Source organism: Micromonospora sp. NBC_00821 (assembly GCF_036347035.1).
Lineage (GTDB): Bacteria > Actinomycetota > Actinomycetes > Mycobacteriales > Micromonosporaceae > Micromonospora > Micromonospora hortensis.
This window is the reverse complement of the sequence record NZ_CP108880.1, coordinates 6,235,053-6,252,738: the sequence shown is the minus strand read 5'-3', so window position 1 is coordinate 6,252,738 and position 17,686 is coordinate 6,235,053. Positions and strand designations below refer to the sequence as shown.

At 71.0% G+C, this 17,686-nt stretch carries 17 protein-coding genes; 9 read left to right on the top strand and 8 right to left on the bottom strand.

The features are described 5' to 3' along the window. The first annotated feature begins 23 nt into the window (after positions 1 to 23). Positions 24 to 2,030 (top strand): protein meaA, encoded by a 2,007-nt coding sequence (locus OHB44_RS28660; RefSeq protein ID WP_330438871.1) that lies wholly within the window; start codon positions 24 to 26, stop codon positions 2,028 to 2,030. 37 nt (positions 2,031 to 2,067) lie between these two features. On the opposite strand, the gene OHB44_RS28655 is transcribed toward OHB44_RS28660, so the two are convergent. Continuing rightward, positions 2,068 to 2,364 (bottom strand): DUF1540 domain-containing protein, encoded by a 297-nt coding sequence (locus OHB44_RS28655; protein WP_203120485.1) that lies wholly within the window; start codon positions 2,362 to 2,364, stop codon positions 2,068 to 2,070. Between the two features lie 85 nt (positions 2,365 to 2,449). Beyond that, on the bottom strand, positions 2,450 to 3,067 hold the full coding sequence (locus OHB44_RS28650; RefSeq protein ID WP_124857624.1) for a DUF4126 domain-containing protein: 618 nt from the start codon (positions 3,065 to 3,067) through the stop codon (positions 2,450 to 2,452). 71 nt (positions 3,068 to 3,138) lie between these two features. On the opposite strand from OHB44_RS28650, the gene nucS reads away from it, so the two are divergent. Further along, a complete protein-coding gene (nucS, locus tag OHB44_RS28645; protein WP_112584054.1) occupies positions 3,139 to 3,798 on the top strand; it encodes an endonuclease NucS in 660 nt (219 codons plus the stop codon). Positions 3,799 to 3,806: 8 nt separating this feature from the next. On the opposite strand, the gene OHB44_RS28640 is transcribed toward nucS, so the two are convergent. Both OHB44_RS28640 and OHB44_RS28635 read right to left on the bottom strand, forming a co-directional pair. Further along, on the bottom strand, positions 3,807 to 4,463 hold the full coding sequence (locus tag OHB44_RS28640) for a class I SAM-dependent methyltransferase (protein ID WP_266304557.1): 657 nt from the start codon (positions 4,461 to 4,463) through the stop codon (positions 3,807 to 3,809). A gap of 80 nt (positions 4,464 to 4,543) precedes the next feature. Continuing rightward, complete coding sequence (locus tag OHB44_RS28635; RefSeq protein WP_238687342.1) at positions 4,544 to 6,040, bottom strand: aldehyde dehydrogenase family protein; 1,497 nt, start codon at positions 6,038 to 6,040, stop codon at positions 4,544 to 4,546. 257 nt (positions 6,041 to 6,297) lie between these two features. On the opposite strand from OHB44_RS28635, the gene OHB44_RS28630 reads away from it, so the two are divergent. The 5 genes from OHB44_RS28630 (at position 6,298) to OHB44_RS28610 (ending at position 11,088) form a co-directional block, all read left to right on the top strand. Further along, on the top strand, positions 6,298 to 6,714 hold the full coding sequence (locus OHB44_RS28630) for an FHA domain-containing protein (RefSeq protein ID WP_266304558.1): 417 nt from the start codon (positions 6,298 to 6,300) through the stop codon (positions 6,712 to 6,714). Between the two features lie 80 nt (positions 6,715 to 6,794). Beyond that, on the top strand, positions 6,795 to 7,865 hold the full coding sequence (locus tag OHB44_RS28625) for an alpha/beta hydrolase (protein ID WP_330438870.1): 1,071 nt from the start codon (positions 6,795 to 6,797) through the stop codon (positions 7,863 to 7,865). Positions 7,866 to 7,992: 127 nt separating this feature from the next. Beyond that, positions 7,993 to 9,783 carry a 3-hydroxyacyl-CoA dehydrogenase family protein gene (locus tag OHB44_RS28620; RefSeq protein WP_238687339.1) on the top strand — a complete coding sequence of 597 codons (1,791 nt, stop codon included), beginning with the start codon at positions 7,993 to 7,995 and terminating at the stop codon, positions 9,781 to 9,783. A 99-nt stretch (positions 9,784 to 9,882) separates the two neighbouring features. After that, entirely contained in the window at positions 9,883 to 10,212 is a 330-nt protein-coding gene (locus OHB44_RS28615; protein ID WP_330438869.1) for a hypothetical protein, read from the top strand. 66 nt (positions 10,213 to 10,278) lie between these two features. Further along, the gene (locus tag OHB44_RS28610) at positions 10,279 to 11,088 is read left to right on the top strand and encodes an alpha/beta hydrolase (RefSeq protein WP_330438868.1); all 810 of its coding nucleotides are present in this window, start codon (positions 10,279 to 10,281) and stop codon (positions 11,086 to 11,088) included. Positions 11,089 to 11,115: 27 nt separating this feature from the next. Here OHB44_RS28610 and OHB44_RS28605 read toward each other — a convergent pair whose 3' ends face one another. The 3 genes from OHB44_RS28605 to OHB44_RS33540 all read right to left on the bottom strand — a co-directional run bounded on the left by OHB44_RS28605 (position 11,116) and on the right by OHB44_RS33540 (position 12,950). Continuing rightward, complete coding sequence (locus OHB44_RS28605) at positions 11,116 to 12,216, bottom strand: AI-2E family transporter (RefSeq protein ID WP_238687472.1); 1,101 nt, start codon at positions 12,214 to 12,216, stop codon at positions 11,116 to 11,118. A 183-nt stretch (positions 12,217 to 12,399) separates the two neighbouring features. Next, a complete protein-coding gene (locus OHB44_RS28600; RefSeq protein ID WP_266304561.1) occupies positions 12,400 to 12,588 on the bottom strand; it encodes a DUF397 domain-containing protein in 189 nt (62 codons plus the stop codon). Next, the gene (locus OHB44_RS33540) at positions 12,579 to 12,950 is read right to left on the bottom strand and encodes a Scr1 family TA system antitoxin-like transcriptional regulator (RefSeq protein ID WP_442932631.1); all 372 of its coding nucleotides are present in this window, start codon (positions 12,948 to 12,950) and stop codon (positions 12,579 to 12,581) included. The genes OHB44_RS28600 and OHB44_RS33540 overlap by 10 nt, the downstream gene beginning before the upstream one ends. Positions 12,951 to 13,110: 160 nt before the next feature. On the opposite strand from OHB44_RS33540, the gene OHB44_RS28590 reads away from it, so the two are divergent. Further along, positions 13,111 to 14,280: a DDE-type integrase/transposase/recombinase gene (locus tag OHB44_RS28590; protein ID WP_330437513.1), complete on the top strand. Its 1,170-nt coding sequence runs from the start codon at positions 13,111 to 13,113 to the stop codon at positions 14,278 to 14,280. A gap of 128 nt (positions 14,281 to 14,408) precedes the next feature. Next, the gene (locus OHB44_RS28585) at positions 14,409 to 15,383 is read left to right on the top strand and encodes an endonuclease domain-containing protein (RefSeq protein ID WP_266304562.1); all 975 of its coding nucleotides are present in this window, start codon (positions 14,409 to 14,411) and stop codon (positions 15,381 to 15,383) included. 72 nt (positions 15,384 to 15,455) lie between these two features. On the opposite strand, the gene OHB44_RS28580 is transcribed toward OHB44_RS28585, so the two are convergent. Further along, entirely contained in the window at positions 15,456 to 17,546 is a 2,091-nt protein-coding gene (locus OHB44_RS28580) for a hypothetical protein (protein WP_330438867.1), read from the bottom strand. Positions 17,547 to 17,686: the final 140 nt, after the last annotated feature.

Here is a 17,686-nt window from a genome sequence, read left to right as displayed (position 1 = left end):
GAACGGTAACTTAGACTCCGGCCATGGATGAGACGGCATTCCCGGGGCGGCTGCCCGAGCGGGACCGCCCGTGGGTGATGCGCACCTACGCCGGCCACTCGTCGGCCGCGGCGACCAACGCCCTCTTCCGCCGCAACCTGGCGAAGGGGCAGACCGGCCTGTCGGTCGCCTTCGACCTGCCCACCCAGACCGGGTACGACCCGGACCACGAACTCGCCGCCGGCGAGGTCGGACGGGTCGGAGTGCCGGTGGCCCACCTCGGTGACATGCGGGCGCTCTTCGACGGTCTCCCGCTCGCCGACACGAACACCTCGATGACCATCAACTCCCCGGCGATGTGGCTGCTCGCCCTGTACGGCACCGTCGGGCTGGAGCAGGGCGCCGACCTGGCCCGCTGCGCCGGCACCACCCAGAACGACATCATCAAGGAGTACCTGTCCCGGGGCACCTACATCTTTCCGCCGGCGGCGTCGCTGCGGCTCACCGCCGACGTGGTGGCGTACACGCTGCGCGAGATGCCCCGGTGGAACCCGGTCAACATCTGCTCGTACCACCTCCAGGAAGCCGGCGCCACGCCCGTGCAGGAGGTCGGCTTCGCGCTGGCCACAGCGGTCGCCGTGCTCGACGCGGTCCGAGACTCCGGCCAGGTCCCGGCCGAGCGGATGGGCGACGTGGTCCAGCGGATCTCGTTCTTCGTCAACGCCGGGGTGCGCTTCGTCGAGGAGATCGCCAAGATGCGCGCGTTCGGTGTGCTCTGGGACGAGATCACCCGGGACCGGTACGGGGTCACCGACGCCAGACAACGGCGGTTCCGCTACGGCGTGCAGGTCAACTCGCTCGGCCTCACCGAGGCGCAGCCGGAGAACAACATCCAGCGCATCGTGCTGGAGATGCTCGGCGTGACGATGTCCCGTGACGCCCGGGCCCGCGCGGTCCAACTGCCCGCGTGGAACGAGGCGCTCGGCCTACCCCGACCGTGGGACCAGCAGTGGTCGCTGCGGATGCAGCAGGTCCTGGCGTACGAGTCGGATCTGCTCGAATATCCCGACCTCTTCGCCGGCTCGCACGTGATGACCGCGCTCGTCGACGAGGTCGTCACCGGGGCGCGGGTCGAGCTGGACAAGGTGCTGGAGCTGGGCGGCGTCGTCGCCGCCGTGGAGACCGGCTACCTCAAGAGCGCGCTTGTCGCGTCGCTGGCCGAGCGCCGTCGGCGGATGGAGTCCGGTGCCGACGTGGTGGTCGGGGTCAACCGGTACACCGAGACCGAACCCTCCCCGCTGACCGCCGCCGGCGCGGACGCCGTCGAGCAGGTCGATCCAGCGGTCGAGGCGGCCGCCGTGGACGGCGTACACCGGTGGCGGGCCGACCGGGACCCGGCCGTCGTCGACGCGGCGCTGGCCCGGTTGCGCGCGGACGCCGCGACCACCACCAACCTGATGCCGGCCACACTGGAGTGTGTGCGGGCCGGGGTGACCACCGGCGAGTGGGCCGGCGCGCTGCGCCAGGTCTTCGGCGAGTACCGGGCACCGACCGGCCTGGCCGGCGCCACCGGCGGCGGTGGGGAGCCGGGCCTCGTGGCGGTCCGCGAGCGGGTCACCGCCACCGCACGGGAGCTGGGCAGCGGCCGGCTGCGGCTGCTGGTCGGCAAGCCGGGCCTGGACGGGCACTCCAACGGCGCGGAGCAGATCGCGGTACGCGCCCGCGACGCCGGCTTCGAGGTCGTCTACCAGGGCATCCGGTTGACCGCGGGGCAGATCGTCGCCGCCGCTGTCGAGGAGGACGTCGACCTGGTCGGGCTCTCCGTGCTCTCCGGGTCGCACCTGGCCGCCGTGCCCGCGGTGCTCGACGGGCTGCGCGCCGCCGGCCGGGCGGACCTGCCGGTGGTGGTGGGCGGCATCATCCCGGCCAGTGACGCGGACACTCTCCGGGCGGCCGGTGTCGCCCGGGTCTTCACCCCGAAGGACTTCGCCCTCACCGGCATCATCGACGACCTGGTGACTGTCATCCGTCGCGCCAACGACCTGCCCTGACCGAGAGCTGCCCCGACAGGTCGCCGACCGGCGTGGGTCAGCGGCCGGCGTAGGTCATGCAGTCGGCCATGTCGTTGTCCGGGCCCACCCTGATCGACGCCGCGTGGCACTCCAACTGCTCGTTGTGCCGGCAGTCGGCGCGCTGGCAGGCGCCCACCTGCGCGATCAGGCTCTCCACGCCACCCCGGACGGGCGACTCGACGAAGGTGTGGCAGTGGGCGTGATCCATGCTGCCGATGGTGATCGCGAACGCGTGGCAGTCACCCGACTGGTTGTACGCGCACGCGGCGACCACGCATTCCTGGACTCGGGGCATCTCCAACGCTGCGGTCATGCCGACCTCCTCTAGGCTCTTGCCCCGATCCTAGGCTTTTGTCGACCAGTGGAACCCCGGTATGGCGGGCCGCCGATCCGCCGCGTCAGACGCGGAAGCCGGCGGCGCGGGCGGCCTCTCGTTCGCGGCGTCGTTCGGATCGACGACGGAAGAACCAGAAGGTGAAGAACGCCAGCCCGACCAGGGCGACGAGCACCAGCACCGGCAGGATGATCGCCACCAGGGAGACCACCACGCTGGTGGCGTCCTCGGCGGTGCTGGCGACCGGGGCGCCGATGCCGGCGGTGGTCGCGTTGATCACGGGGCGGGCCGCGGACTTGAGCAGGTGCACGCCCAACGCCAGCAGTACGCCGGTGACGACCGGCACCCACTGGTGGGACGAGAAGAAGCTCCCCGGGTCGCTGACCGTCACCGTCTCCGACGAGGAGCCGGCGCCGAAGGCAAGGCCACCGGCGGTGGGTCGGACCACTGTCTGCACCACGTCGTTGATGTGGTCGACCACTGGCACCTTGTCCGCCACCATCTCCACGGCGAGCAGCACGGCCATGATGGCGATGACCCAGCCGTTGCCGAGCCAGGTCCAGCCGCTGGGCAGGTCGATCAGGTCGGTGTAACGGCCGAGCAGGCCGAGGATGAGCAGGGGTATGTAGGCGTTCAGCCCCGCCGAGGCGGCGAGACCGGTGCCGGTGAGGACTTCGAACACGATCTCAGCATCGCATCGACGCGCCAGTGCCGCTCGCTGGCGGCCGGTGGGTGCTCGGCTACCCTCGTCGGGTGCGGTTGGTCATTGCGAAGTGCTCGGTGGACTATGTCGGACGGCTCTCGGCTCACCTGCCGCTGGCCACCCGGTTGCTGATGGTGAAGGCGGACGGGTCGGTGTCTATTCACGCCGACGACCGGGCGTACAAGCCGTTGAACTGGATGAGCCCGCCGTGTCGGTTGGAGGAGGCCCCCGGTGTGTGGCGGGTCGTCAACAAGGCTGGCGAGGAGCTGCGGATCACCCTGGAGGAGATCTTCCAGGACACCTCGTACGAGCTGGGTGTGGATCCGGGCCTGCGCAAGGACGGGGTGGAGGCGCACCTCCAGGAGCTGCTGGCCGCCAACCCGGGTGCCCTGGGTGAGGGGTTCACGCTGGTCCGCCGCGAGTACATGACGGCGATCGGCCCGGTCGACCTGCTGTGCCGGGATGCCAACTCGGGCTCGGTCGCCGTCGAGGTCAAGCGGCGTGGCGACATCGACGGGGTGGAGCAGTTGACCCGCTATCTCGAGCTGATGAACCGTGACCCGCTGCTCAGCCCGGTCGTCGGGGTCTTCGCCGCCCAGGAGATCAAGCCGCAGGCCCGGGTGCTCGCCACCGACCGGGGCATCCGGTGTGTGGTAGTGGACTACGACAAGCTGCGCGGCATCGTGAAGGACGAGCTGACCCTCTTCTGACCGGCGCGCTACCCGGTGCGCACCGCGATCAGTGACTTCGGCAGACCGAACACCCGCTCCACCAGCATCGTCGAGTCGGGGAAGTAGTGACGCATCTGCGAGCGGTCCAACAGCTCGGTCCAGAGCACCTGGTGGATGGCGGCGTCGTGGCTGCGGGTCGGCTTGTGCCCCAATGGCCAGCGTTGGGCCAACGCGGTGCGCAGTCGTACCGGCAGGAACTGCATGCCGGGTGCGATCCAGTGTGGCTCGATGGGGAAGTAGCGGTAGGGCGTCTGCACCCAGTGCCGGTCGGCGAGTGAGCGGACGGCGGCGGCGAAGCGAATCCGGCGTTCGTGCCCGCCCACATGCTCCAGCACCGAGTTCGAGAACACCAGGTCGAAGCTGCCCTTGCTGAGGTGCGGGGGCAGGTCGCAGGCGTCGGCCTGCTCGACGTGGGCCCAATCCGGGACGACGGCGGGCGGCTGCTCCAGGTTGACGACTGTCACCCGGGCCGGTCGGACGGTGGCGCGGTGCCAGGTGCCGAGCCGACCGCCGAGGTCGACCACGTGCATGTCGCCGATGTCGGGAAAGGTGCGCGCCAGCCAGTCCGAGCGATGCCGACGCCGTCGGGCGCTCCACGACTGGTCACTGTCGACAAGGCGGTAGCGCAATCGATTGGGGCCCATTTAACGCAATGTACCGCCGTGACCACGGCGTATAAACATGTGGATACACCGATCCTTGTTGATGATCGGTTATCCGACACTTACCTCCCGTACATGACCTTGATGGCCTTGACGAGTCGGGCCACGTCGGCGGGGGTGCGCTCGAAGGTCATCGACGGCAGCAGTGACCGGGCACGACGTCGGGTGATCGCCTTGGACCGACCGAACTCACGCAGGCCGTCCTCCCCGTGGATCCGCCCGAAGCCGGAGTCGCCGACACCGCCGAACGGCAGGGTGGACATGCCGGCGAAGGTCAGCGTGGAGTTGATCGACGCCATCCCGGAGCGCAGCCGCCGGGCGGTGGCCACCGCGCGCCGCCGGCCGAAGACCGAACCCCCGAGGCCGTACGACAGGGCGTTGGCGCGGGTGACGGCCTCGTCGGCGTCGCGGACCCGGCTGATGGTCAGCGTGGGGCCGAAGGTCTCCTCGCGGACGGCGGCCGACTCCTCCGGCACGTCCACCAGCACTGTGGGGTGGACGTACGGCGGTTGCACGGCGCTCGGACCGCCGAGCACGGCGCGCCCGCCGGACGTGATGGCGGCGTCGATGTGCCGGCGGATCACGTCGATCTGCTTGGGCATGGTGATCGGGCCGATGTCGGTGCCCTCCGGCCCGACAGTCAGCCGACCGGCACGGGTCACCACCTTGTCGACGAAGGCGTCGAAGACGGCGTCGACCGCGTACACCCGCTCGATGCCGATGCAGGTCTGGCCGGCGTTGGTCATGCCGCCCCAGACACACGCCTCGGCGGCCGCGTCCAGGTCGGCGTCGCTGTCCACGATCATGGCGTCCTTGCCGCCGCCCTCGATGAGCACCGGGGTCAGCGTCTCGGCGCAGGCGGCCATCACCTTTCGGGCGGTAGCGGTGGAGCCGGTGAAGGCCAGCTTGTTGACGCCGGAGCGGCACAGCGCCGCGCCCACGTCGCCCAGCCCGTGCACGGCGGTGAACACCGGCTGCTCGGGCACCACCTCGGCGAAGCTGTCCACCAGCCACTGGCCGACCGCGGGCGTGTACTCGCTCGGCTTGAGCACCACGGCGTTGCCGGCGGCGAGGGCGTACGCGGCGGAGCCGATCGGCGTGAAGACCGGATAGTTCCACGGCCCGATCACGCCGACCACCCCGTATGGCTGGTATTCGAGGTGCCCGGAGAACTCGGCGAGGATGAGCCGGGACCGCACCCGGCGTGGACCGAGCACGCGGCCGGCGTTGCGGGCGGCCCAGTCGATGTGCTCGATCGCGGTGACGATCTCGACGATGGCGTCGGCGATCGGCTTCCCGCCCTCGACGTGCACCAACTCGGCCAACTGCTCGATGCGCTTGGCGAGTAGGGCACGCCACCGCAGCATCCGCTGGCGGCGGCCGGTGAAGCCGAGACCCGCCCACCACTCGCCGGCGGCGCGGGCGCTGTCGACGGCCTGCCGCACGTCGGCGTCGGTGGCGACCGGGAGGCGACCGGCCTCGGCGCCGGTCGCCGGGCTGGTGGAAACCAACTGGCCCGCGTCGATGACCGGAACGCCCGGGATATGCACTGCCGTCATGGCGGAAGTCTAGACCCGAGGATTACTCGCCGGTAGGGTCCCCGATTCGGGGCCGGGGGAGCGGCGTCGCACCAACCCGGCCGATCGTTGATCAGTGCAGGTCAGGGCGTTGGTGACGGATACGGCCCGCCCGAATCGTCGAACGGCAGATGGCCGGGAGGTGACGAGAGGCTGACCGGCCGGTCGGTATTGACGACTACCGTCTGATGGCAAGCTGACGCGCGGAGTGACGGTGCGGGGTGGAGGGCTGACTGTCCATGGAGGAACATCCGGAACTGATGCCGCTGTTGACGGTCGCAGGTGGACCGATGCGCGGCGCGAGCTTTCGTATGCGAGCCGAGATACAGGTGATCGGCCGAGCGCCGAGCGGTCAGGTGGTCATCAACGACCCACACCTGAGCCGTCGCCACGCCGAGGTGTGGCTGGCGCCGGAGGGCCCGTCCCTGCGGGACCTGGGCTCCACCAACGGCACCTGGCTCAACGACCGGCGGATCAGCGAGGTGGAACGCCTCTCCGACGGCGACGTGATCCGGCTGGGTCGTACCGAACTGCGCCTGTTCGACCCCGGGGTGGCGCTCACCGACCCGGTGGGGCTCAGCTTCGGCCCGTCCCGGCGCGACGTCCGACCGACGCTGCCGCTGCCGCTGGCCGCGCCACCGGGCTCGCGTCGCTGATCGCCTGGCGGCCTGCCACACCGGGTGGCTCCGTTGGGTGGCGGTCCGACACCTGGACCGGCGGGGACACCCGTGGCACCATGCCGCGGATGGAGACCGAGCAGCGCATCGTGACGGCGAACGGCATCACCCAGGCGGTACGGGTGGCCGGCCCGCCGGACGGCACACCGGTGCTGCTGATCCACGGCAACTGCTCGTCCGCGATGTTCTGGGAGCCGCTGGTCCGCCGTCTGCCACCGACGCTGCGGGTGGTCGCCCCCGACCTGCGGGGGTACGGCGACTCCGCGACCGCCCCGGTGGACGCCACCCGGGGCCTGCGGGACTTCGCCGACGACGTGGCCGCACTGCTGGACGACCCGACGCTCTTCGCCGCCGACGCGCGCCCGGTGGTGGTCGGGCACTCCCTCGGCGGCGGGGTGGCGATGCGCCTGCTGGTCGACCATCCGCACCGGGTGGGCGGGTTGCTGCTCGCCGCACCGGTCTCCCCGTACGGCTTCGGCGGCACCCGCGACCTGACCGGCACGCCGACCACGGCCGACTTCGCCGGCACCGGCGCCGGCACGGCGAACCCGGACTTCGTCGCCCGCCTCGCGGCCGGTGACCGAAGCGCTGACGCGCCGGCCAGCCCGCGCGCCGTGCTGCGAGCCACCTACGTGGCCGATCCCGCCTCGCTGGGCACTGACGAGGAACTGTTGCTCGACACCGTGCTGTCCACCGCCACCGGGGACGACAACTACCCGGGCACCGCTGTGCCGTCGGAGAACTGGCCGGGCACCGCGCCGGGGGAGCGCGGGGTGCTCAACGCGCTGTCGCCGACCTGGTTCCGGCTCGCCGACGAGCTGGTGGCCGTCGCCGAGAAACCGCCGGTCACCTGGGTACGCGGAGACGTCGACGTCATCGTCTCGGACACCTCGCTCTTCGACCTGGCGTACCTGGGTTCGCTGGATCTCGTGCCCGGCTGGCCCGGCGCGGACGCCTGTCCACCGCAGCCGATGGTCGGGCAGACCCGGGCGGTGCTCGACCGGTACGCGGCTGCCGGCGGCGCGTACCACGAGGTGGTGCTGCCCGGTTGCGGGCACAGCCCGCACCTGGAGCGCCCCGCGGAGTTCGTCGCGGAGTTGTTGGCCCTGACCAGCGTGGCGGCCGGGTAGCGGGTGCCGCTGAGCCGTGGGTGAAATATGCCACGGCGTCTCGACAACTCACCGTCACGTGGCAGACTCGCGCGCATAACCTTAGCGGCCGTTCAGTGGCCGTGCGGAGTCTCTGGGGAGGCCGGTCGTGGCGCGCGAGTTCAGCACCGTTGGTGTGGTGGGGCTGGGCACCATGGGTGCCGGCATCGTCGAGGTCTTCGCCCGCAACGGCATCGACGTGGTGGCAGTGGAAATCTCCGCGCCGGCGCTGGAGCGCGGCCGGGCCACACTGAAGGGCTCCACCGACCGGGCGGTCGCCAAGGGCAAGCTCGCCGAGGCGGACCGCGACGCCCTGCACGAGCGGGTGCACTTCGCTGTCGGGCTGGACGCGCTGCACTCCGTCGACCTGGTCATCGAGGCGGTGCCCGAGCACCTGGACCTCAAGCAGCGGATCTTCGCCGAGCTGGACCGGGTCTGCCGACCGGAGACGGTCCTCGCCACCAACACCTCGTCGTTGAGCGTCACCGAGATCTCGGTCGCCACCAGCCGACCCAACCAGGTGATCGGCATCCACTTCTTCAACCCGGCCCCGGTGATGAAGCTGGTCGAGGTGGTCCGCACTGTCGTCACCGCACCCGAGGTGGTCGCCGACGTTGAGGCGCTCTGCGCCCGGCTCGGCAAGGTCGACGTCACCATCAACGACCGGGCCGGCTTCATCGCCAACGCGCTGCTCTTCGGCTACCTGAACCACGCGGTCGCCATGTTCGAGTCGCACTACGCGACCCGGGAGGACATCGACGCCGCCATGAAGCTCGGCTGCGGCCTGCCGATGGGCCCGCTGGCGTTGATGGACCTGATCGGTCTGGACACCGCGTACGAGATCCTGGACACCATGTACCGGCGCGGCGGGCGGGACCGCCGGCACGCCCCGGTGCCGCTGCTCAAGCAGATGGTGACGGCGGGGCTGCTCGGCCGGAAGTCGGGCCGGGGCTTCTACACCTACGAGCGGCCCGGCTCCCCGGTTGTCGTACCGGACGAGGCGACGCCGTTGGCCACTGACGCCGCGCTCGCCGACGGCGCGCGCGCCATCGCGAAGGTCGGCGTGGTCGGCTCCGGGACCATGGCCACCGGGATCATCGAGGTCTTCGCGAAGGCCGGCTACGAGGTCGTCTCGGTGACCCGTGGCATGGAGAAGTCCGCGAAGGTCTGCGAGGCGGTCAAGACCTCGCTGAACAAGGGCGTGGTGCGGGGCAAGCTCGCCGAGGCCGACCGGGACGCCGCCCTGGGCCGGATCAGCTGGTCCGCCACGCTCGACCATCTCGCCGACGTCGACCTGGTGGTCGAGGCGGTCGTCGAGGAGTTGAGCGTCAAGAAGGCCCTCTTCGCCAGCCTCGACGAGATCTGCAAGCCGGGTGTGGTGCTGGCCACCACCACCTCGTCGCTGCCGGTGATCGACGTGGCGATGGCCACCCAGCGGCCGGCCGACGTGGTGGGGCTGCACTTCTTCAACCCGGCCCCGGTCATGCCCTTGGTCGAGGTCGTCCGCACCATCCGCACCTCCCCGGAGGCCACCGCCACCGCCCGCGCCGTCTGCGCCGCGCTCGGCAAGACCGGCGTGGTCTGCGGCGACCGGTCCGGTTTCATCGTCAACGCGCTGCTCTTCCCGTACCTGAACGACGCGGTGAAGATGCTGGAGGCCAGCTACTCGACGGCCGACGACATCGACCACGCCATGAAGTTGGGCTGCGGCTACCCGATGGGCCCGTTCGAGCTGCTCGACGTGGTCGGGTTGGACGTCTCCCTGGCCATCCAGCGCGAGCTGTACCTGGAACTGCGCGAGCCGGGCTTCGCGCCAGCGCCATTGCTGGAGCACCTGGTCACCGCCGGCTACCTGGGCCGCAAGACCCGCCGCGGCTTCCGCGACCACTCGCACCGCTGACCGGTCGCCCACGACGCGGAGGTCAGCACGGTTATCGGCGGGGCTCCGGGTCGCCGACGACCGTGGCGAGCCGGCCAGCTGGGAGTGACCGTAACCTTGGTGGCTGTGAGCCCCCGTCGCAACCGCCCTCGCCGGGACGAGAACGCCAACCTGGACGCCGACCGGGTCCGCCAGGGCGTCGCCTCGGTGCAGCAGTGGACCGACGGCGCCTGGCAGGTACGCGGCATCGGCGCTGGCGCGTCGGTCAAGACGTACCGCTGCCCCGGTTGTAACCAGGAGATCCCACCTGGGGTGGCCCACCTGGTGGCCTGGCCGGCGGACGGCCTGGGTGACCTGACCGACCGGCGGCACTGGCACAGCGGCTGCTGGCGGGCCCGGGAGCGGCGCGGCCCGGCGGTGCAGCGTGGCCGGGGCTCCCCGCGCTACTGAGCGACCTGGGTCACCCTGTTCGTGCCTGGGCGGGCGGCGGCGGCGACTTCGCGACAGACTTGGGTGGTGAGCACAGCGATCCGCGCGTCGTCGATCCTGCCCGGCCGCCGGGAGGACATCGAGCTGCACACCGCCGACGGTCTGCGGCTGGTCGGTGAGCTGGCCCTGCCGGCCGACCGGCCGCCGGTGGCCACCCTGGTCTGCCTGCACCCGCTGCCCACCCACGGCGGAATGATGGACAGCCACGTGTTCCGCAAGGCGGCCTGGCGGCTGCCCGCGCTGGCCGACCTGGCGGTGCTGCGGTTCAACACCCGGGGCACCAGCAGCGTGCGCGGCACCAGCGAGGGAGCCTTCGACGGCGCGGTGGGCGAGCGGTACGACGTGGCCGCCGCCATCGAGTACGCGGAGTTCGCCGAGCTGCCCAACATCTGGCTCGTCGGCTGGTCGTTCGGCACCGACCTGGCGCTGAAGTACGGCTGCGACCCGACGATCGCCGGGGCGATCCTGCTCTCCCCGCCGCTGCGCTTCTCCGCCCCCGAGGACCTGGCCACCTGGGCCAACTCGGGTCGGCCGCTGGTGGCGCTGGTGCCGGAGTTCGACGACTACCTGCGTCCCACCGAGGCGCGGGAGCGGTTCGCCGCCGTGCCGCAGGCCGAGGTGGTCGGGGTGCCGGGCGCCAAGCACCTGTGGGTGGGCGACGCGGAGACGGTGCTCGACGAGATCGTCCGGCGGGTCAACCCAGCCGTCGAGGTGCCGCTTCCGACGACCTGGGACGGCCCGATGGAGGCCGGCGACGTCAGCGCGTACGCCGACCGGACGGTGGCCGCCTTCGCCGACACCCCCGTCCCCGGCCCGGCCGCCACCAAGGCGGACTGACCCGCCCGTTCCCGGCCCGGCCGCCGCTCAGCGGCGCTCCTGGCGGGGCAGCACCACCTCGCGCAGGATCAGTTGCAGCGCGGCCACGGTGGGGATGGCGATCAGCGCGCCCACCACACCCAGCAGCGCCACCCCGAGCAGCGCGGCCAGCAAGGCGGCCACCTCGTTGACCTCCACCGAACGCCGCATCACCTTCGGGTAGATGAGGTAGTTCTCCACCTGCTGGTAGATCAGGAAGAAGACCGCGCAGGCGATGCCGGTGGGCAGGTCGGCGGCGAAGCCGACCAGACTCACTATCACCGCGCCCAGGGTTGCGCCGATCTGCGGGATCAGGTCGGTCACCGCGACCACCACTGCCAACGCGAACGGGTACGGCAGGTCGACGATCAGCGCGAAGACGAAGGTGGTCGCGCCGGCCAGCACCGCGATGCTCAGCGCGCCGACCATGTACGAGCCCACCTTGGCCAGGATCTCGTCGCCGATCAGCTGCACCCGCTGCCGCCGCGACCGGGGCACCAACGAGTAGCCCAGCGAACGCAGCTTGTCGAAGTACGCCAGGAAGTAGATGGTCAGCACCAGCACGGTCAGCGTCCGGAACACCGTGCCGAAGATCAGTTGTGCGCCGCCCAGCACCCCGCCGAGCGCCCGTCCGACAGTCTCCGCGTTGGCCGCGCCCTGCACCCGCTCCACCACGTCGTACCGCTCCACCAGGTCATTGACCGTCGGGTTGCGGCGCAACTCGTCGAGCAGGCTCGGGATCTGGTCGATGAACTGCCCCGACTGGGTGACGATCGGCGGGACCAACGCCACCACGCCGCCGCAGAGCAGCAGCACCACCGTCAGGGCGACCCCCGCCACCGCCAGGCCGTGCGGCACACCCCAGCGGCCCAGTCGGACCACCGCCGGGTTGAGGCCGACCGCGAGGAAGAGCGCGATCACCACCAGCACGAGGATGCCGCCGGCATTGCGAATCCCCAGATAGAGGGTGTACGCCAGCAGCACGCCCAGCGCACCGGTGAAGCCGAGCAGGAAGCTGCTGCGGCGCAGTGGCCGCCCCGGTGTGCCGAACTTTCCGGACGGGACCGCCGGCGGCTCCTCCGGGTCGACCCCCGGAACGGGGACCGGCACCGGCGGTGGCGTTGCCGGCGACGATGCCGCCCGCGCCTCCGACGGCTGCGCTTCCGCCGACGGTGGCGTCTCCGCCGACGGTGGCGTCTCCGCCGGCTGTGGGGTTTCGGCTGGCGGGGGACCGGGGGTCACGTTCGGCTCATCGCCGGACGGGTCGTGCTGTGGCACCAGGGACCTCCCGGCTCAGGCCGTCGGACGACGGGCGACGGCCACGAACGCCCGCCACGCGGCGGGCGCGAACACCAGCACCGGGCCAGCCGGGTCCTTACTGTCCCGCACCCCCACGACCCCGGGCAGGTTGTCCGCCACCTCGACACACTCTCCGTTGCCGCTACGGCTGGACGTGCGCCAGAACGCGCCGGTCAGGTCCATGAGGTCACAACTTCCTTCATCAGCTCGATCGACTGGCGGCGAGAAAACGCACCGTTTCTGATCATCTCCCAACGCGCCAGCAGCGTAGCCACCTCCTGGTCGCCATCGACTACGAGACCGTCAATCTGATGCTCCATGTGCCCCACCCAACCACCGTCGGCGCCTCGGGCCAGATTGAACGGCCCGGAAAGCGGGACCCACGGCCCCAGTGGCTCGGGTCGTACCCCGTGGTTGTCCGACCCTGCGGCGCGCGGACGCCGCCCATCCCGCTGCGACCCGCGTGGTGCTGCCGGACCGACGGCCGGCCGTGGCCCTGCGCGGACGCCCGGCTGCTGCGAGGCGGAGTTCGACGCGGACCCCACCCACCCCGGACGACGTCCGGGCCCCGCCGAATCCGTGCAGATCTTGGACAGTTTCCGTCACGGCCTGACTATTCAGTCCCATGACATCTGTCAGTGTTGAAGTCCCGATACATGTGTCACTTGGTGGGGATCTTGGGCGTGCTGGTCCATGGTGCCGGGCATGGCTTCTCGGCGGCATGTCATGAATCTGCTCGATGCGCAGTTGGCTGCTGGAGTGCGGATCAACGCGGCCGAGTTCGCGCGTGAGCATGGGGTGTCGGTCCGTACCGTGTACCGGCATCAGGCGCGGATCCGGGACGTGGGCGAGTGGCATGAGCGGTCCCGGCGGCCGCGGAGCAGTCCGCGGGTGACGCCACCGGAGTTGGACGCCTGGATCTGCAAGCTGCGCGTCGAACTCGGCCTGGACAACGGGGCTGACTTCATCCGCGATGCCCTGATCGAGGTGCATGCCGCTACCGGTGCGGTGTGGCGGGTGCCGTCAAGGTCGACGATCAACCGGGTCCTGGCCCGGCATGACCTGCTGGAGCGGAACCCGGCGAAACGGCCGCGCAGCTCGTTTCGGCGGTTCGTCTACGCCCGGCCCCGGGACTGCTACCAGATCGACGCCACGAACGTTCGGCTCGCCGACGGCAGCCTCGCCGCGGTCTTCGACGTCCTGGACGACTGCACCCGAACCCTCGTCGGCTGTTACACGACGATCGCGGAGACCGCCGAAGGCGCGGTCACCGCGGTCAGGCAGGCGTTCGACGAGTACGGCGCCCCGGCGATCGTGTTGTCCGACAACGGCACCGCGTTCACCAGCCGACTGACCCGGCCCGGATCGATCTCCACATTCGTCCAGTGCCTCCTGGACCACAATGTCCGGCCGATCAATTCCAGCCCCTACCATCCGCAAACCTGCGGCAAGGTCGAACGCCACCACCAAACCCTCAAGAAATGGTTGAGCACCCAACCCACCCCCAGCACCCGCGCGGAGCTGCAGAACCTGCTGGACGTCTACCGCCGCTACTACAACACCCAACGACGCCACAGCGCCCTGCCACAACGCGCCACCCCCGCCCAGGCATGGACAGACGCGCCCAGCCTCGGCGGGCCAGCCAGCCTCCCGATGCAGACCGACGCCACCCTGCACCGCTGCCGGGTCGGCAGCACCGGCGCCATCACCGTCGCCGGACACCGCACCAGCGTCGGCACCACCCACGCCGGCGCCACCGTCACCGCCATCCGCGACCAAAACCGGATCACCATCTACCACCACGACGGCCAACCCCTCGGCCACTTCCACCTCGCCCCCGACCGGACCTACATCAGCCTCACCCGAGCAGCCTGATCAACAACACCTGACACATCTATCGGGACTTCCCCTTGACACATGTCTCGGGACAGCACAGTCACGGCCTGACGGAAACTGTCCAAGATCTGGTGGTGGGGCGGCGCTCAAGGGCGAAAGCTGTCCGGATGCTGCCCGCCGACGACGCCGACGCACTCGACTGGCTCGCCTTCGAGCAGGCGGGCGTGCTGACGACCGCGCAGGTCGCCGGGTTGCTCAGCGAGGGGCGGGTGCGGGGCCGGATTCGCTCCGGTCGGTGGCGGTCGGTCTGCCGCGGGATCCTGCTGGCCGGCAACGGTCGGCTCACCCGCGACCAACAACTCTGGGTGGCGGTGCTGGCGGCCGGGCCGGGGGCGGTGCTCGCCGGGGTGTCCGCCGCTGCCGAAGCCGGGGTACGGGGACTGCGACGCGAGCCGCTGCACGTGCTGGTGCCGGCAGCCCGCCGTGCCGCGCGGACCACCCTGCGTCGACTTCCGATCGACATGCCCGCCGTCCTGGTCCACCGCACGACGGTCCTCCCCGAGGCCCATCTCCAACGTGCCCGCCCACCGCGTACCACGACGGCGCGGGCCCTGGTGGACGCGGCGGGCTGGGCGACCGGCGTGGACGAGGCGCAGTCGGTGCTGGCCGCCGGTTGCCAGCAACGCCGGGTGCTGCCCGCGGAGTTGCAGGCGGTGCTCGACGTCCTCCCTCGGGCCCCCCGTCGGCGGCTGATCGGGCAGACCATCAGCGACATCGCGGGCGGCGCACAGGCGCTCTCGGAGATCGACTTCCTGCGGCTGTGCCGCAGGCACCGGCTGCCCGCTCCGGACCTGCAGGAACACCGGGTCGACGCGGCCGGCCGGAACCGCTGGCTGGACGCGTACTGGCGGGAGTGGCGGGTGCAGGTGGAGATCGACGGCGCACACCACATGGACGCCAAGCAGTGGGCGGCCGACATGCGTCGGCAGAACGACGTGTGGACCGACGGCGACCGGATTCTGCGCTTCCCGGCCTGGCTGGTCCGCGCACGCCCGGACGAGGTCGCCGACACCGTCCGCCGCGCCCTCATCGCTGCGGGCTGGACCCCCACCGCGCCCCTGCGCCACCCGACGCAGAAATGAATCTTGGACACTTTCCGTCAGCCGATGACGGAAAGTGTCCAAGATTTCGAAGCTTCGACGGGCGGGTGCCCGTCACTCCTTCTCGATGGTGACCTTGCTGGGCTTGGCGCTGCGCTCGTCGGTGGTCGGCTTGGTGGGTCGCTTGCCGTTCTCACCGGTGCTAGTGATCTTGGTGGGTTTGGCGCCCCGGCCACCCTCGCCCGGAACGGCGGCCACTGTCGGCTCCCCGTCCACCCCGGCGCTCGCCGTGCCGCCGTCCACTGTGGTCACCGGCTCGGCTACCGGCCGGCTCGTGGACTGGCCGGACTCGTCCGCACCGCCGTTCACCGGCTGCCTGGTGTCGGCGGGCTCCGTCTTCAGCCCGGTGCCCGTACCCGGCCCGGAGGCCGCGCCGGCGGCAACGTTCACGCCGTCGTCCCCACCACCGGGCACGCCCTCGCTCGCGCTGGCGTCGCCGGCCGGCGCGGTCGGGCCGTCGATCGGACCGGCCACACTCTGCAACCGCAGCTCCGACATCTGCCGCTGGAACTCGTCGGACTCCTGCCGGGCCTTCCAGGTCTCCTGCCGAAGATCCGCCAACTGCTGCTGGGCCTGGGCGATCTCCAACATCACCTGGGCCAACTGCTGACGGCCCGCCGCCGACTCCTGCTGGGTCGCCGCCAGGTGCTGCTGAGTGGTGGCCAGGTGCTGCTGCGTGGTAGCCGCGTACTCCTCGAACTGCCGCCGGGACGCCGCGACATGCTCGTCGGCCTTGCGGCGCTTGTCGCTGGCCTCGGCCTCGGCCTGGCTCAGCAGCTCGGCAGCCTCCGCCTCGGACCGCTGGCGCAGCGCCGCCGCGTCCTGCTCGGCCGCCTGCCGGACGCCGGCCGCGCCCTGCTCGATCTCGTTCTTGCGAGCCGTGTACTCGGTCTCCAGCTCGTTCTTGCGACCGGAGTATTCGGTCTCCAGCTCGTCCCGACGGGTGGTGAACCCGCTCTCCAGCTCCTGCTGACGGCTGACGAGCCCGGCCTCCAGCTCCTGCTGGCGCGCCGTGTGCTGCTTGTCCAGCTCGTCGCGACGCTTGGCGAACTCCTGCTCGGCCGCGGACCGTCGCTGCGCCAACTCCCGGTCGGCCGCCTCCCGACGGGAGTTGACCTCCTGCTCCACCCCGGCCCGCCACGCGCCCAGCTCCTGCTGGGTCTGCGCCCGGGTGTGCTGCACGTACGCCTCGGTCTCGGTGCGCATTCGCTGCACGTACGCCTCGGTCTCGGCCCGGCTGCGCTTCGCCGACTCGGTGGCCTGCGTCGTCAGCCGCTCGGCCTCCTGCTGTGCCTTGGCGCGGGTGGCCCGCCCGGCCATCGACGCGTCGTCGATGATCTGCTTGGCCTCCTGCTGCGCCTTGGCGTGGGTGGCCCGCCCGGCTTCGGTCGCCGTGTCGGTGAGCCGCTTGGCCTCCTGGAGAGCCTTGGCATGCACCTCCTTGGCGGCATCGCGCAGATCGCTGGCCTCCTGCCGGGCGTTGGCCAGCGTCTCGCGGGCCGTCTCGCGCAGCTTGGTGGCCTCCTGCTGAGCCCGGGTGTGGATCTCCTTGGCGGAATCCCGCAGCTGGGTGGCCTCCTGCTGGGCCTTCGCCAGAGCGTCCTGCGCGGCCTTGCGCAACTGCGCCGACTCGTCCTTTGCCGACCGCAGGGCCGCGTCCGCCTCGGCCCGCTGCGCGGCGCTGTGCCGCTCCTCCTCCGCGCGTCGGGCGGCGAGGGCGATCTCGAAGTCCTTCAGAGCCCGCGCGGCCTGCTCGCGGGCCTCCTCGACGATGTTCTCGGCCGCGGCACGACGGGCCTCGATCTCCCCGTTCGCGTCGCCGAGGATCTGCTCCGCCTGCTCCTCGGCGAGAGTGAGGATCGACTCGACCCGCGGGCCGAGATGCCGGAACGACGCCCGGTCGACCACGTTCATCTGCTTGCGCACCTGGGTCAGGTCGCGCTGGAGAACCTCGACCTGGCCGGCGAGCTTGTGGATCTGTGTATACGCCTGTTCCCGTTCGGAGGCGAGGGTCGCGATCTCGTGCTCAGCACGTGCGACATAACGGTCGACCTGTTTCTTCTCGTACCCCCGCAGAGCGGACTCGAAGCTGGGCTCCGTCGTCACGTCCCCGCCGAGAGCGAACAGTTCCTCGCCGTGCGACATGCCCCCATCCTCACACGCAACGGGCCCTGCTGGGGCGATACGGACGGGCCTTGTGGGACCTACTTCACTCCGTTGCGGTCAGCGAATACCAGGGGTTAGGAAACGCATACGGCGCGAGGTGGCACCGGTTACCCGGTGTC

Coding starts and splice junctions, on each gene's coding strand:
- OHB44_RS28655 (WP_203120485.1), bottom strand. CDS start 2,364: ATGACCGCAGCGTTGGAGATGCCCCGAGTCCAGGAATGCGTGGTCGCC.
- OHB44_RS28660 (WP_330438871.1), top strand. CDS start 24: ATGGATGAGACGGCATTCCCGGGGCGGCTGCCCGAGCGGGACCGCCCG.
- OHB44_RS28600 (WP_266304561.1), bottom strand. CDS start 12,588: ATGGACCTGACCGGCGCGTTCTGGCGCACGTCCAGCCGTAGCGGCAAC.
- OHB44_RS28630 (WP_266304558.1), top strand. CDS start 6,298: ATGGAGGAACATCCGGAACTGATGCCGCTGTTGACGGTCGCAGGTGGA.
- OHB44_RS28635 (WP_238687342.1), bottom strand. CDS start 6,040: ATGACGGCAGTGCATATCCCGGGCGTTCCGGTCATCGACGCGGGCCAG.
- OHB44_RS28640 (WP_266304557.1), bottom strand. CDS start 4,463: ATGGGCCCCAATCGATTGCGCTACCGCCTTGTCGACAGTGACCAGTCG.
- OHB44_RS28590 (WP_330437513.1), top strand. CDS start 13,111: ATGGCTTCTCGGCGGCATGTCATGAATCTGCTCGATGCGCAGTTGGCT.
- OHB44_RS28585 (WP_266304562.1), top strand. CDS start 14,409: ATGCTGCCCGCCGACGACGCCGACGCACTCGACTGGCTCGCCTTCGAG.
- OHB44_RS28580 (WP_330438867.1), bottom strand. CDS start 17,546: ATGTCGCACGGCGAGGAACTGTTCGCTCTCGGCGGGGACGTGACGACG.
- OHB44_RS28625 (WP_330438870.1), top strand. CDS start 6,795: ATGCCGCGGATGGAGACCGAGCAGCGCATCGTGACGGCGAACGGCATC.